Annotated in this window: 16 protein-coding genes, 1 tRNA gene and 1 pseudogene; 11 read left to right on the forward strand and 7 right to left on the reverse strand. The window is 64.1% G+C overall.

The features are described from left to right. Nucleotides 1–123: 123 nt before the first annotated feature. Nucleotides 124–720 (reverse strand): hypothetical protein, encoded by a 597-nt coding sequence (locus ACD578_RS05995; protein WP_404291751.1) that lies wholly within the window; start codon nt 718–720, stop codon nt 124–126. Between the two features lie 196 nt (nt 721–916). On the opposite strand from ACD578_RS05995, the gene coaD reads away from it, so the two are divergent. From coaD to ACD578_RS06035, 8 genes are all read left to right on the forward strand, one after another. Beyond that, nucleotides 917–1417: a pantetheine-phosphate adenylyltransferase gene (coaD, locus tag ACD578_RS06000; RefSeq protein ID WP_404291753.1), complete on the forward strand. Its 501-nt coding sequence runs from the start codon at nt 917–919 to the stop codon at nt 1415–1417. A 34-nt stretch (nt 1418–1451) separates the two neighbouring features. Next, nucleotides 1452–2000 carry a peptidylprolyl isomerase gene (locus ACD578_RS06005; RefSeq protein WP_404291755.1) on the forward strand — a complete coding sequence of 183 codons (549 nt, stop codon included), beginning with the start codon at nt 1452–1454 and terminating at the stop codon, nt 1998–2000. 35 nt (nt 2001–2035) lie between these two features. Then, entirely contained in the window at nt 2036–2503 is a 468-nt protein-coding gene (locus tag ACD578_RS06010) for a hypothetical protein (protein WP_404291757.1), read from the forward strand. Nucleotides 2504–2550: 47 nt separating this feature from the next. Continuing rightward, nucleotides 2551–3018, forward strand: a complete 468-nt coding sequence (locus tag ACD578_RS06015; protein WP_404291759.1) for a peptidylprolyl isomerase — start codon at nt 2551–2553, stop codon at nt 3016–3018. A gap of 199 nt (nt 3019–3217) precedes the next feature. After that, nucleotides 3218–4294: a tRNA preQ1(34) S-adenosylmethionine ribosyltransferase-isomerase QueA gene (queA, locus tag ACD578_RS06020; RefSeq protein ID WP_404291761.1), complete on the forward strand. Its 1077-nt coding sequence runs from the start codon at nt 3218–3220 to the stop codon at nt 4292–4294. Nucleotides 4295–4356: 62 nt separating this feature from the next. Continuing rightward, complete coding sequence (tgt, locus tag ACD578_RS06025; RefSeq protein ID WP_404291763.1) at nt 4357–5538, forward strand: tRNA guanosine(34) transglycosylase Tgt; 1182 nt, start codon at nt 4357–4359, stop codon at nt 5536–5538. A gap of 147 nt (nt 5539–5685) precedes the next feature. Next, nucleotides 5686–5761 (forward strand) — tRNA-Lys (locus ACD578_RS06030). Between the two features lie 406 nt (nt 5762–6167). Beyond that, on the forward strand, nt 6168–6800 hold the full coding sequence (locus tag ACD578_RS06035) for a hypothetical protein (RefSeq protein WP_404291765.1): 633 nt from the start codon (nt 6168–6170) through the stop codon (nt 6798–6800). Between the two features lie 410 nt (nt 6801–7210). Here the strand turns inward: ACD578_RS06035 and ACD578_RS06040 are convergent, their stop codons facing one another. Beyond that, a complete protein-coding gene (locus ACD578_RS06040; RefSeq protein WP_404291767.1) occupies nt 7211–7792 on the reverse strand; it encodes a TetR/AcrR family transcriptional regulator in 582 nt (193 codons plus the stop codon). A 145-nt stretch (nt 7793–7937) separates the two neighbouring features. On the opposite strand from ACD578_RS06040, the gene ACD578_RS06045 reads away from it, so the two are divergent. Next, a complete protein-coding gene (locus ACD578_RS06045) occupies nt 7938–8678 on the forward strand; it encodes an MBL fold metallo-hydrolase (RefSeq protein ID WP_404291769.1) in 741 nt (246 codons plus the stop codon). Between the two features lie 3 nt (nt 8679–8681). On the opposite strand, the gene ACD578_RS06050 is transcribed toward ACD578_RS06045, so the two are convergent. The 4 genes from ACD578_RS06050 to ACD578_RS06065 are packed head-to-tail and all read right to left on the reverse strand — an operon-like array spanning nt 8682 to nt 11996. Then, nucleotides 8682–9872: an MFS transporter gene (locus ACD578_RS06050; protein ID WP_404291771.1), complete on the reverse strand. Its 1191-nt coding sequence runs from the start codon at nt 9870–9872 to the stop codon at nt 8682–8684. Nucleotides 9873–9923: 51 nt separating this feature from the next. Next, entirely contained in the window at nt 9924–11354 is a 1431-nt protein-coding gene (locus tag ACD578_RS06055) for an NAD(P)-binding domain-containing protein (protein ID WP_404291773.1), read from the reverse strand. 15 nt (nt 11355–11369) lie between these two features. Beyond that, on the reverse strand, nt 11370–11624 hold the full coding sequence (locus ACD578_RS06060) for a DUF1127 domain-containing protein (RefSeq protein ID WP_404291775.1): 255 nt from the start codon (nt 11622–11624) through the stop codon (nt 11370–11372). A 54-nt stretch (nt 11625–11678) separates the two neighbouring features. Then, nucleotides 11679–11996, reverse strand: a complete 318-nt coding sequence (locus ACD578_RS06065; protein ID WP_404291777.1) for an ArsR/SmtB family transcription factor — start codon at nt 11994–11996, stop codon at nt 11679–11681. A 197-nt stretch (nt 11997–12193) separates the two neighbouring features. Between ACD578_RS06065 and ACD578_RS06070 the strand changes: the two genes are divergently transcribed. Beyond that, nucleotides 12194–12391, forward strand: coding sequence for a hypothetical protein (locus tag ACD578_RS06070; RefSeq protein WP_404291779.1), 198 nt, complete (start codon nt 12194–12196; stop codon nt 12389–12391). Further along, nucleotides 12372–12770, forward strand: coding sequence for a response regulator (locus ACD578_RS06075; protein WP_404291781.1), 399 nt, complete (start codon nt 12372–12374; stop codon nt 12768–12770). The genes ACD578_RS06070 and ACD578_RS06075 overlap by 20 nt, the downstream gene beginning before the upstream one ends. A gap of 15 nt (nt 12771–12785) precedes the next feature. Here the strand turns inward: ACD578_RS06075 and ACD578_RS06080 are convergent. After that, nucleotides 12786–12944 (reverse strand): annotated as a pseudogene (locus ACD578_RS06080) (arsenical-resistance protein); the annotation flags it as partial. Nucleotides 12945–13137: the final 193 nt, after the last annotated feature.

The following is a 13137-nucleotide window of genomic DNA, read 5'->3' on the forward strand; positions in this document are numbered from 1 at the left end:
CGAGACGCAGCTTCGCTGCTCCTCAGGGTGAGGTCGAGATTATGGGCCAGACTTACAGGCTGAGGGTGGAGTATTGGAGATGAAGACGTGTATCGTCGAACTAGCCCGGCAATGACGTGGAAACTATTGCCGAGGATAGCTCAGGTGGAGGCTCCTCACCTTCGGCTTGGCAGCTCTCATGGCAGATGAATCTGAAGCGAATTCAGAATCGCCTGCTACGACACTCAAAGCTTCGTCGGGTGCGGTGTCATCGGTCTCGAAGATGGGGCTGAAGATACAGCCGCCGGGCAGAGCCCCCAGTACTCCGCCCTTCCAGCTCTCGATGCTCCCGCCGTAATCCCATTCGAATCCGTAGAGAACGAAGGGCCTGCCGTTCGCCTTCTCGACAGCCTCGATCGGTGAGCCGACCCGGAGCCCCTCCGGCCCGGCCCAGCCTGAACCCATCAGGTGGATCCGTGCCGGTCGCCGGAGCGCTTTCTCATCGGACCAGAGCACCACCAGACGCCGGACCGGATCCTTTGGGAAGACGACGCTGGCTCTGACTTCCAAGCCTTCCGGTTCACGGATCGTTTCCCGGCTGACATTCGCACGGCCAAAGGCCGCGACGAGGAGCTTGTGGTCGGTATCCTTCGCGAAAGGACCTCGGCATGCAAATTCGTCCGCGAAGGCGTGAGTGGCGGCGAAGAACATCCAAGTCGCGGCAATCCGAAAACGCAGCATCGCTGGCACTTATGTCAGACTCGCGAGTGCGGCCGGGCTCAGAACCGCCACGGCGGTGATGGCGACGATGAAAAGACGGAAGATCATAGCTCTCTCCTGACCTAAGGTGAGCTATATCTCTCATGACCCTGTCCAGCTTGCCGTGTGCCAGCGCACGGCTTGCCCGACAGCGATTATCAAGCTAGGCCATGGCCTCATGACACGCACCGCGCTCTATACCGGCAGCTTCGACCCCGTCACCAACGGCCATCTGGACGTTCTGCGCCAGGCCTGCAGCGTGGCCGAAAGGATCGTGATCGCCATCGGCGTCCATTCCTCGAAGGCCCCGATCTTTTCCGCCGAGGAGCGGACCGAGATGCTGCGCGAGGTCTGCGGGCCGGTGCTTAAGGCCAGGAATGTCGAACTGGAGGTCGTAACCTTCAACGATCTCGCGGTTGACGCCGCCCGTCGCCACGGCGCGACTCTCATCGTGCGCGGCCTCAGGGACGGCACGGATTTCGACTATGAGATCCAGATGGCCTCCATGAACGCCACCATGGAGCCCGGCGTCCAGACCATCTTCTTCCCGGCCTCGCCCCCGGTTCGCCCCATCACGGCCACGCTTGTGCGCCAGATCGCCGGAATGGGCGGCGATGTCTCGGCCTTCGTGCCGGGTCTTGTCGCCGAACGCCTGAAGGCCAAATTCAAGCGGCCATAAAGTTTCATCATCCTCGATAAGGAGACTTCTCACCATGAAGCGTTTGCTCGCAGCCGGAGCGCTCGTGCTCGTAAGCCTCGTTCCAGCCATGGCCCAGCCCGCCAACGACCCGCAGAACACGATCCTCCTCGACACCAGGGACGGGCGCATCACCATCCGCCTGCGCCCCGACCTGGCACCCAAGCACGTGGAGCAGATCAAGGCTCTCACGAAGCAGGGCTTTTATAACGGCGTCGTCTTTCACCGGGTGATCGAGGGCTTCATGGCCCAGACCGGCGACCCCACCGGCACCGGCACGGGCAAGTCGAACCTGCCTAATATCCCGGCCGAATTCACCAAGACCCAGTACAAGCGCGGCTCCGTCGGCATGGCCCGCTCCCAGAGCCCGGATTCCGCCAACAGCCAGTTCTTCATCTGCTATGAGGGCTGCGGCCCGCTGACCGGCCAGTACACGCTCTTCGGCGAGGTCGTGTCCGGCATGGACGTCGTCGACAAGATCAAGAAGGGCGATGCCGCCGCCAACGGCATGGTGTCGAACCCGGACAAGATCGTGAAGATGCAGCTCGCCGCCGACGCGAAGTAATGCGGCTTCGGCATCTATCCGGAGCGTGGCTGGCAATGGCCGCGCTCCTGTTCGCCGCGATGGCCTCGCCACTCGCCGCACAGGTTCTGTCCCCCTCGTTCTATCCGGATGAGTGGGAGGAGCCCCGTCAGCCGCCGCCTTTGCCGGAGGGCCTGCGAGGCACGATCCGGCCGCGTTCCGATGCGCCGAAGGTCGAGCGGATCGACCGCATCGGTCAGATTTTCCAGGCGGTCCAAGCCTGCTGGCGCCCACCCGCCGGCAGCGGGTATTCCGGCCAGGAGATCACCCTGCGCCTGAGCTTCAAGCGCAACGGCGAGGTGCTGGGACAGCCCCGCATCACCTTCTACAAGGCAGGCTCGCAAGCCGAGCAGCGCGAGCCCTTCACAAGAGCCGTGCGTGAGGCGTTCGAACGCTGCACGCCTCTTCCCTTTACGGAAAGTTTGGGGCGTGCCATTGCCGGGCGCATCTTCTCCTTCCGTTTCGTCGATGCTCGACCTATGTGAGCGGGCAGACGACCCTTTTCAGCCGATAGCCAGCACAGGAGATCCCGATGGCAGATCCCGAAAACACCATCATCATGGAGACCACCAAGGGCCGTGTGGTCATCGAACTGCGCCCCGATCTGGCTCCCGGTCACGTGGAGCGCATCAAGACGCTCTCCCGCCAGGGGTTTTATGACAACGTGCCGTTCCACAGGGTGATCGAGGGCTTCATGGCCCAGACCGGCGATCCCACCGGCACCGGCACGGGCGGTTCCGACATGCCGGACCTGAAGGCAGAGTTCAACGCCGAGCCGCATGTGCGCGGCGTCTGCTCGATGGCGCGCACCAACCAGCCGCATTCCGCCAATTCGCAGTTCTTCATCGTCTTCGACGACGCCCGATTCCTCGACAAGCAATACACCGTCTGGGGCAAGGTGATCGAGGGCATGGAGAATGTCGACAAGATCAAGCGCGGCGAGCCCGTGCGCGATCCCGACCGCATCGTGTCCATGAAGGTCGCGGCGGACGCGGCTTGAGCCTATTCTCCCCTTGAATCCGTCATGCCCGGGCTCGCCTCGCGCATCCACGTTTTCAGATGAACTGCCCTAAGCCCTCATCCGGAGGAGGCCGTCAGGCCGTCCCGAAGGATGAGGGCGCTTCCAGAGAACATCAGGCCCTCCTTCGAGACGCAGCCTTACGTCTGCTCCTCAGGATGAGGGTTGAGACAGAATCTCCATGCGCGTCGACCTGTTCGATTTCGATCTTCCCGAAAGCAGTATCGCGCTCCGCCCCGTGGAGCCGCGCGATGTTGCGCGCATGCTCGTGGTCCGGCCCGAAATTGGCCTCGAAGACCGTATCGTGCGCGACCTGCCGGACCTGCTGCAGCCCGGCGACGTGCTGGTTCTCAACAACACCAAGGTCATTCCATCCCGGCTCTATGGCTTGCGCGTCCGTGAGGAGACCGCGGCGCGTGTCGAGATCATGCTGCACAAGCGCGAAGGCGCCGACCGCTGGCGTGCCTTTGCCCGCCCGGCCAAGAAGCTCAACATCGGCGATCGCATCCGCTTCGGGGACGATTCCGAGAGCACCGCCTGCGAGCTCGTGCGCCTTGATGCCGAGGTCGAGGAGAAAGGCGAAGGCGGCGACGTGGCGCTCCGCTTCTCCTTCTCGGGCGCATTCCTGGACGAGGCCATCGCGCGGCTCGGCGAGCTGCCGCTGCCACCCTACATCGCCGGCAAGCGCCCCACCGATGACAAGGACCGGAACGACTACCAGACCGTCTATGCCAAGGACGAGGGGGCCGTCGCGGCCCCGACAGCCGGCCTGCATTTCACGGAAGACCTTTTCCGCCGTCTCGACGAACGGGGCATTACCCGCCAATTCGTGACGCTTCATGTAGGGGCGGGGACCTTCCTGCCGGTGAAGGCCGACGACACGAATGAGCACCGGATGCATGCGGAATGGGGCTCCGTCTCGGCGGAGACCGCGCAGGCGCTCAACGAGGCGAGGGCCAGGGGAGGGCGGATCGTGGCGGTCGGCACCACATCCCTTCGTCTGCTGGAGAGCGCGGCGCAGGGAGACGGGACCATCGCTCCGTTCTCCGGCGACACGGCGATCTTCATCACCCCTGGCTATCGTTTCAGGGCGGTGGACGTGCTGATGACCAATTTCCACCTTCCGCGCTCAACCCTTTTCATGCTGGTTTCAGCCTTTGCAGGACTGGATTGCATGAAAGCCGCCTATGCCCATGCTGTCGAAACCGGCTATCGCTTCTACTCCTACGGTGATGCGAGTTTGTTGTTTCGGCGTTGACCCTACTGTTGCCCTTCTTGCCCGCCGAACGGGCGAGGGCCATCCATAGACAGAGTTTCCGAATGACGACCGAGAGCTTCACCTTCACCGTCAACAAGATCGACGGAGCGGCACGCACCGGAGAGATCCGGATGCCCCGCGGCGTCATCCGCACGCCCGCCTTCATGCCCGTCGGCACGGCAGCGACCGTGAAGGCCATGTACCCGGACCAGGTGAAGGCGCTGGGCGCCGATGTGGTGCTCGGCAACACTTATCACCTCATGCTCCGCCCCGGTGCGGAACGCGTGGCCAAGCTCGGTGGGCTGCATCAGTTCATGAACTGGCCCTACCCGATCCTCACCGATTCCGGCGGCTTCCAGGTCATGTCCCTCTCGGCACTGCGCAAGATCGACGAGACCGGGGTCACCTTTCAGTCGCACATCGACGGCTCGACCCATGTGCTGACGCCGGAGCGCTCAATCGAGATCCAGGGGTTGCTCGGTTCCGATATCCAGATGCAGCTCGACGAATGCGTGAAGCTGCCGTGCTCCGATGAGGTGGCCGAGAAGGCCATGCGCCTGTCGCTGCGCTGGGCGGAGCGCTGCCGGGTTGCCTTCGGCGAACAGCCCGGCAAGGCCATGTTCGGCATCGTCCAGGGCGGAGCGGTGGAGCGGTTGCGCATCGAGAGCGCGACGGAACTCGCGGCTCTGGATCTGAAGGGCTATGCCATCGGCGGCTTGGCCGTGGGCGAGCCTCAGGACGTGATGCTGCGCATGATCGAGACGGTCGAGCCGCATATGCCCAAGGAAAAGCCCCGCTATCTCATGGGGGTGGGTACCCCTGACGACATCGTCGAGGCAGTGCGCCGGGGCGTCGACATGTTTGATTGCGTCATGCCCACCCGCGCCGGCCGCCACGGCCAGGTCTTCACCCGCCATGGCCGCATGAACCTGCGCAACGCCCGCTTCGCCGAGGATGTGAGCCCGCTCGACCCGGAATCGAAGTGCACGGCCTCGAACACCTATTCGCGCGCCTATCTCCACCATCTCGTTCGCTCCAACGAGATTTTGGGCATGATGCTCCTGACCTGGAACAACTTGGCCTATTACCAAGAGCTCATGGCCGGCCTGCGCAGGGCGATCGCCGAGGGGCGGCTCGATGACTACATCGGCGAGACCAAGGAGGGCTGGGTTAAGGGCGAGCGGGACAGCAAGGCGGAGATCGGCCAGCACGCCGACAACATCGCCATGGCGGCAGAGGGGTGATTGCCTCGACTCCCAAGAGTGTTTCTGCCCGGAAGATCTCAGAAAAACAAACCCCCTTAGGACCCCGAAGCTGAGGATTTACCGGTCCAGGCGGGGCTTTTCGATTGACCCGAGGCCTGAGAGCCCCTATCTCGGGCTCACCTCTGGGAGCGCGTAGCTCAGCCGGTAGAGCATCTGACTTTTAATCAGAGGGTCCTGGGTTCGAGTCCCAGCGCGCTCACCATATATTCCAGAGGCTTAGATCCCTTGTGGCCATCCGGCGGGCCGCATGCTTCCATCCTAGGAAGCACATAGTAAGCACCAGATGCTGTTTCGGCCCCGACTCGCCGCAGATCTGGTTTCCTTGCCTCCAAGCTGCCTTCGCCTCCCGCGATCTGCTACAATCCAGGACAGCGTACCGCAAAGTTCGTCCACTCAGCGAACGCGAGTCCGCTAGGGAGCTCGAGGGTTTTCGAGGACCTTAGTTCTAACGGTTTAGGTATCCTGGCTCACAGCCCCAAGTTTATCCCAATTTACGCATGAACACTGACCCATGCCTCGTTGGCAGTTTGATGCCTGAGACATTGTTCCTTACCCGATTCTGCTATGCTCCTGCATCGTGGGCGATCGGTGGGGAACCGTAATCAAGAATGACGAAACGGAAGAATGCGGTAGAAGAACTTTTCGAACTTTCGGTAGATGAGCGGGTGCAGCTTGTTCGCGATATTGCTTTAAGAAGCCACAAGGACGCTATCGACCTAAATGCTTGCAGGGCCCTAATCGAGACAATACCAAGAAGCTTCTTTAAGGATGTGCAGGTCGCGCGAGCCGCGCTTCAAGTCGATAGATCGCTGGTCGAGCGTGTCCTTATGATTTCCGAAAGCGCACTTGGCGTCGTCAAGTTCCCGAACGATAGGCACGCGCATGTAGCGATGTCACTTTTGAAAGACGCCGCAGTTTTCGAAGAACTGGCAAGAGGCGGAAATGCGCAAGGTTTAAAGAACGCTCAAGTCGCCTTGGATGCCGCACTTGAGGATTGGAGACGGGAGCTGATCAAGCATTACCGCGATAAGTTCGTTGCACATCGCGTGGAGCCTAAGCCCGACAAGCCAATCCCGGAATTGGATTACCTCCTCACGATATCCGGGCGCGTGGTCTTCATGCTGGCTCAACTCGCAACCGGCGCTGGATATCCAATCGACCAGAAGAAGCTGGACTCGTACGGCCACTTCCTAAACGCCCAAGCATTTTGGCGGCCGTGGCTTCCGAGCCATCTGCAGTAACCGAAGTCTATTGGACGGCAGCTGTTGGCTTAAGGGGATCTTTTCTGTCGGGGCCCTAATCGAGTCCTACCGTCTCGGGCGTGCTGTACTCGGCCTCCAAGACCAACTTCTGCTCTGCCCCAAGTTCCTTGAAAACGCGATTAGCCAATGCCTCAGTTCGGCGGTGTCCTTCCCGACCGGCTCGTCAGCGATGATCTTCCCCCAGCCAGGTCCCTGTTCATCGGTGAGCTGCTGAGCCCGGGCCATGATCTCTTCCTTGAAAGTCAGCTTCGGGCAGGAACAGCGGACGTTCCTGCAGGGTAGGGGATCGTCGGTGCCTGACCCACTGCGGACTCTCAGAGCCTGACTCGAACTTGCTTCAGACCTGGCATCCGGACGCTGGGGAGGCCATCTGATCTCGCCACCGGGGCTCACGATGATTCCGTGGTGCAACCGATCGCCTGGATCATGGCCCCTACGGCCGCCGCCTGTCCCAGGCCACTCTCGCGCACCAGGGCCCGCCACGTGAAGAAGTTGAGGGCCAGCCGCAACATCGCGTGCTGGGTCTTGCTTAGCTCTGTGCCGAGCACGTCCTGATAGGCCGCCATCGACGGTCCAATCCGCAACTCGACGATCTCTTTCGTCAGCGAATGGTATTCGGCATCGCGCAACACGCATGCGGCCAGGTCCTCGTTGCGCTCATACCAGCGGTAAATGGCAAGAAGGCCGACCCGGAGTCGCTCGCCCCCATCCTCGATGCCCTGCCAAGCTGCTGCGTCGGGCAGGGAATCGCGCTCCAGCGTCAGTCCCGAGCACGCCAGGTACAGACTGCGCTCATCGGGAAAGTGGGCGTAGAGCGTATGCCGCTGAACGCCGGCCCGCTCGGCCACCATGCTGAGCGACGTGAGTGCCGGACCGATGCTGCCGTGCAGTTCGACGGCGGCTTCGACGATCCGCTGCCGGGTCTCGGCCTGCTGCTCCGCGCGCTTCTTGAGGGTGTAGGTCCGGGTCATGTGTGTTTCGGCACACAGCACTGTGCCGCCATATTGACCATATGTCATTTTCACTGCACGGTAATGTACGTTCAAATGTGACTGCTGTCCACCGTCGCCCAGTCCGGCCGGTGGTGCCCACCAAGATGATCGCGTGGAGAAAGTCATGGGACCCAACATCAGCGAAATCGCCGACGGCATCTATCGGATCTCGATCTTCGTGCCGGAGATCGCCCCGCCTGCGGGCTTCACCTTCAACCAGTTCCTCGTCCTGGGCGACGAGCCGCTCCTGTTCCACACCGGGTTGCGGAAGATGTTCCCGCTCGTGTCCGAGGCCGTGTCCCGGATCATGCCGGTCGGGAACCTGCGCTGGATCACGTTCGGCCACTATGAGGCCGATGAGTGCGGAGCGATGAACGAATGGCTGGCCGTCGCCCCCCAGGCGCAGGTCGCACACGGAATGACAGGCTGCCTTGTGTCGTTGAACGACATGGCCGATCGCCCGCCGCGGGTGCTGTCGAACGGCGAGGTGATCGACATCGGCGGCAAGCGGATCCGCTACATCGACACGCCGCATGTGCCGCACGGCTGGGATGCCGGGGTGATCTACGAGGAGACCAGCCGGACGCTGTTCTGTGGCGATCTCTTCACGCATCTGGGTAACGGCCCGGCGATCACAGAGAACGACATCGTCGGCCCGGCGCTTGCGTCCGAGGACATCTTCTATGACACGAGCCTCGGCCCGAGCATCGCGCCGACGGTGCGCCGGCTGGCCGATTTGACCCCGCGCACCCTGGCCTTGATGCACGGCTCCTCGTATGTCGGCGATACCGTCGCTGCACTGAATGATTTGGCCAGTGCCTACGACAAGCGCCTGCGGGACGCGATGGCCGAGATGTCGGCTTGAGCGTCAGTCCTTTCGGGCGGCCAGCCACAGCAGTCCGACGAGGACGATGTTCAGGCAGGTCAGCCCCGCGAGGAAGCCGAGCGCGGCGCCGGGACCGCTCCACTCGATCAGGATCGCGCCCAGCGAGGGCGAGAGCGCCTGGGCCAGCAAGCTGGGCATTGCCAGCCGACCCATGAGCGAGGCATACCCGTCAGGGCCGAACAGGGCGAGGGGCAGGGTGCCCTTGGCAATGGAGCCGATTCCGTTCCCCGCGCCGTACAGCGCAAGGGCGACCGCGAGGATCCGGAAGCCGAAGAGGAGCAGGGCGACACCGCCGGCGACTAAGGTGACGGAGGCCGCCAAGGTCCAGATCGGGTGGTAGTGGCGGCCGAAGGCCATCTCAATGACGCGGGCGCCGACCTGCGAGGGACCGACGAGCGCGCCGAGGGCCACCGCTGCCGCGAGTCCGAGGCCCCGTGCCTGAAGGAAGGTGAGCAGGTGTACCCCGATCATCGAGGCCGTCACGGCCCCGAGGGTGAGGATCGTGGCGAGGAGCGCGAACGCGCGGGTTCGCGTGGCTCCGGTCAGAGGGGCTGGTGACGGCAGCCCGGGCTTCGCGCCGGGGAACCTGCCGCCGCTTGGAACCGGCCCGATGTCGGGTACGACGAAGGCGTGCAGCGGAAGCGAGACGAGGACATGGATCGCGGCATAGGCCGCGCAGGCGCCGCGCCAGCCGAAATGCTCGACCAGCCAAGCGCTGAGTGGCCAGCAGACCGTGCTGGCGAAACCGCCCCACAGGGTCAACGTGGTGATCGCACGCCGGGCATCCCTGCCGTACAGGCGGCCCAGCGTGGCGAAGCCCGCGTCGTAGAGACCCGACCCCATGCCGAGGCCCATCACGAGCCAAGCCATCAGGTAGACGGGAAGGCTGTGGGCCAGCGCGAGGGTCGCGAGCCCGGCGGCGAGCAGGATCGAGCTGGCGACGAGGACAGGGCGTCCGCCCTTGATGTCGATCGTACGCCCGATCCGCGGCGCGACCAGTCCGGCCGCGAGCAGGCCGACGGACAGGCCGCCCACGACCCAGCCGAGCGACCATCCCGTGTCTGCGGCGATCGGTTTCGCGAGCACGGCGGGAAGGTAGAAGGACGATCCCCAGGCAAGGATCTGCGTGATCCCGACGGCGGTGATGACCACCCCCGGGCTTGGCTTCGGCATGGCAGGATCGTTCGCCAGGGACTCACTCACCGGATTCGACACGGGCGGATCTCAGCAGCAGCCAGCGGGTTCCGCAACCTTCTCCGGTGCCTTCGCCGGGCCGCATCCGCAGCCGGATTGGCCCTCGGCCTTGGCCACGGCGTCCGCGACGCAGCAGGCATCGGCCTTGGCCGGAGCGGGACCGCCGCAGCAGCCAGATGATGCAGGCGCACCGTCGACGGGAAGGTTGGTCGAGCACACGCCCGTCTCCGGCAGGACGAGATGGATGTCGTCCGCCGCCGCGAGGTCGCCGGCGATGGCCGCCACGACTGAGCGGACCTGCTCGTAGCCCGTCAGCATCAGGAAGGTCGGGGCACGGCCGTAGCTCTTGATCCCGACCGTGTAGAAGCCCGGCTCCGGATGGGCGAGCTCGCGGTGGCCGTGGGGCGGGACCGACCCGCAGGAGTGGACGTTCGGGTCGATCAAGGGTCCGAGGGCTTTCGAGCTTTCCAGCCATGGATCGAGATCGAGCCGCAGCTCGCGGGTGAGGTTCAGGTCCGGGCGCTGTCCGGTCGTGACCACGATCCGGTCGATGGGCCCGATCTCGCGGAGGCCGCTTGCCGTTTCGCCCTCGACCATGACCTGCCCGCCGGCGGTCCGCACGCGGACCACGGAGAACCCGGCAACCAGCGTGACTCGTCCGCTGTCCACGAGCGCCTTGAGTCTGGAGCCGAGCTCCCCGCGGGCCGGGAGCTGGTCGGAGCGGCCGCCGCCATAGACCCGCATCAGGTTCTCGCCGCGGGTCGCCCACACGATGGACGTCGCGGGATTCCGTTCCGCAAGCCGGGCCAGGTCGAGAAGGACGTTGGCAGCCGAGTGCCCAGCCCCCACGACGAGGGTTGTCCTGCCCTCGTAGGCGGCACGGTCACGTCCGAGCACGTCCGGGATGCCGTAGGCGATGTGGTCTGCGTTCTCGGCCTCGCCCTCGGCGAGGATGCCGCCCGCGCCGAGGGGATTTGGTACCGTCCACGTGCCGGAAGCGTCAATCACCGCCCGGGCCAGGTCGCGCCGGATCGATCCGTTGCCGGTGGAGACGGCGAGCACGAACGGCTTGGTCTCGCGCCCCCGGCTGAGCACCTTGTCAGCGCCCTGCCGGGTGATCGCCTCCACGGCAGCGCCGGTCTCGATCACAGCCGCCATCTCGGACGTCTCGGCGAGCGGCTTGAGGTAAGCCTCATACAGGTCCGATCCCGTCGGCATCGCCTTGCCAGGCGGCTCCTGCCAGCCATGGGACTGAAGCAGCGCGCGGGCCGCCGTGTCGGTGTTGTACTCCCACGGCGAGAACAGGCGAACATGGCCCCAGTCGCGGACGTTGGCGCCAACGGTCGAGCCGGCTTCGTAGACCTTCACGGGAAGGCCGTGCTGGATCAGGTGAGCGGCGGCTGCAAGACCGACAGGGCCTGCGCCGATGACGGCGACGGGGAGGGCATCAGACGAGGTCATGGCAGGACTCCTTGGTCAGCAGCAGGAGGCGGGTTGGGGAGCGAAGCCGTCGCGCACGCGCTCGACGAAGACACGCCCATGGCAGCAAAGGATCTTCAGCATCCGCGAGGGATCGCGGTGGCGGGGCTGGGCCAGGACGGCGAGGACGTCCGCCCGCTCGAGGCCGATGTCGCAAAGAAGATGGTCGTCCAGTTCGCCGAGGGCGATGACGTGCCGACGGTTCCGCGCCGCGCGGGCGAGATGGAGGACGAAGGGAAGGAAGCCGGGCATCTGTCTCTCCTTTTCATATTTCCAGTAGTATGGAAATAGCGGGCAAAAAATAAATCAGGCGGCGTTCTCCGCCTGGGTCGCGCATCCGGCGTCGGCGCAGCACTCGTCGGCCAGGAAGCCGATGAGGCCGTTCATCGCCGGATAGCTGGCCCGGCAGATCAGCGTGGTGGCCTGCCGCTCCTGCGTCACCAGTCCCGTCAGCAGGAGCCGCTGGAGGTGATGCGAGAGCGTCGAGCCCGGAATGCCGAGGCGCTCCTGGATCTGGCCGACGGGCAGACCTGCTTCCCCTGCACGGACAAGGGTGCGGTAGACCTGGAGCCGGGTGGTGTTCCCGAGCGCTTCGAGTTGCTTGGCTGCTTGTTCGACGTTCATGGAAATAAGATGCGGGTGTCTGGATCGTCCGTCAAGCGTTATTTCTGGATTTATCGAAATAATGCTCCGGCCGATCAGTTTTGCCGCCACGCTGAAACCCACCGCGAGTCCAGGTGTTGCTCCCCCTAACGTATGTCGGCCCAGACGGCACACGCCGCGCGACGGGTTCGCGGGACAAGTATCCAAGGAGAGTGCCGATGCCCCACGATGCCTTAGGCGACGTGCGCCTGCCCCACGTCAACGATCTCCATCCGGATGTCGCTACCTTCATGATCGCACGGGCTTTCGCCGAGACCTACAGGGACGTGCTCGATGCCCCGGTGCCAGACCCGCTCGTCGCCATCCTCCGGCAGATGGAAATCGGGAAAGCCGACCATGAACACCCTGCATCCTGAACCGCACGTCGCACTGATCGTCGAGGACGAGCCCTATGTCAGGGAACTCGCGGGCGCTCTGCTGGAGGAGACCGAGCTGGACGTGGTGGAGGTCGACAGCGCCGAGGCGGCCTTGGCCTACCTCAAGGACCAGGGGGGCGAGGTCGCGATGATGTTCGCCGACGTTCGGCTGCCCGGGGAGATGGACGGGGTCCAGCTCGCCAAGGCGGCTTGCACCCTCTGGCCTGCGATCCGCATCGTGCTCACGTCGGGCGATCCGGACGCTGCATCCGACGACTTGCCGGACGGCGTCACCTTCATGCCGAAGCCATGGCGCGGCCTTGACTTGCTGGTCGAGGCGGAGCGGGCCGTTCGCCAGCCCGAGCCGCTTGTGACCTAATAGGGTCGGGGATGTTCACTCCCCGGCCGTCACCCTCCGTCCGGACGATACCGCACGCCCGGCTCCGCGCTCGTACCAGCCTTGGCTGGGGTTCACGACCCGGACCACGGACGGCGTCACGGGCACCTCGATCAAGACACCGACGACGATCGCCAGCGCCGCACCGGAGTTGAACAGGATCTGGCGTTGACCTTATCCGGATTTCTGCATTGGCGGCGTGAGCGGACCTTCATTTGGTCTGCTCAACATTACATTTTGACCCGAACCGGACCTTCACGCGTAACTCAGATCGCGAGGAGCTGACCTACAGCTGCATTGCCTCACCACGCTTACGAAGTTTGGGAACGAGGCACGAAGGCGAACTCGC

The sequence above is a fragment of the Microvirga sp. RSM25 genome, from assembly GCF_044784385.1.
Lineage (GTDB): Bacteria > Pseudomonadota > Alphaproteobacteria > Rhizobiales > Beijerinckiaceae > Microvirga > Microvirga tunisiensis.

Coding starts and splice junctions, on each gene's coding strand:
- ACD578_RS06065 (WP_404291777.1), bottom strand. CDS start 11,996: ATGAACGTCGAACAAGCAGCCAAGCAACTCGAAGCGCTCGGGAACACC.
- ACD578_RS06005 (WP_404291755.1), top strand. CDS start 1,452: ATGAAGCGTTTGCTCGCAGCCGGAGCGCTCGTGCTCGTAAGCCTCGTT.
- tgt (WP_404291763.1), top strand. CDS start 4,357: ATGACGACCGAGAGCTTCACCTTCACCGTCAACAAGATCGACGGAGCG.
- ACD578_RS06070 (WP_404291779.1), top strand. CDS start 12,194: ATGCCCCACGATGCCTTAGGCGACGTGCGCCTGCCCCACGTCAACGAT.
- ACD578_RS06015 (WP_404291759.1), top strand. CDS start 2,551: ATGGCAGATCCCGAAAACACCATCATCATGGAGACCACCAAGGGCCGT.
- coaD (WP_404291753.1), top strand. CDS start 917: ATGACACGCACCGCGCTCTATACCGGCAGCTTCGACCCCGTCACCAAC.
- ACD578_RS06035 (WP_404291765.1), top strand. CDS start 6,168: ATGACGAAACGGAAGAATGCGGTAGAAGAACTTTTCGAACTTTCGGTA.
- queA (WP_404291761.1), top strand. CDS start 3,218: ATGCGCGTCGACCTGTTCGATTTCGATCTTCCCGAAAGCAGTATCGCG.
- ACD578_RS06050 (WP_404291771.1), bottom strand. CDS start 9,872: ATGCCGAAGCCAAGCCCGGGGGTGGTCATCACCGCCGTCGGGATCACG.
- ACD578_RS06055 (WP_404291773.1), bottom strand. CDS start 11,354: ATGACCTCGTCTGATGCCCTCCCCGTCGCCGTCATCGGCGCAGGCCCT.
- ACD578_RS06075 (WP_404291781.1), top strand. CDS start 12,372: ATGAACACCCTGCATCCTGAACCGCACGTCGCACTGATCGTCGAGGAC.
- ACD578_RS06060 (WP_404291775.1), bottom strand. CDS start 11,624: ATGCCCGGCTTCCTTCCCTTCGTCCTCCATCTCGCCCGCGCGGCGCGG.
- ACD578_RS06040 (WP_404291767.1), bottom strand. CDS start 7,792: ATGACCCGGACCTACACCCTCAAGAAGCGCGCGGAGCAGCAGGCCGAG.
- ACD578_RS05995 (WP_404291751.1), bottom strand. CDS start 720: ATGCTGCGTTTTCGGATTGCCGCGACTTGGATGTTCTTCGCCGCCACT.
- ACD578_RS06045 (WP_404291769.1), top strand. CDS start 7,938: ATGGGACCCAACATCAGCGAAATCGCCGACGGCATCTATCGGATCTCG.
- ACD578_RS06010 (WP_404291757.1), top strand. CDS start 2,036: ATGGCCGCGCTCCTGTTCGCCGCGATGGCCTCGCCACTCGCCGCACAG.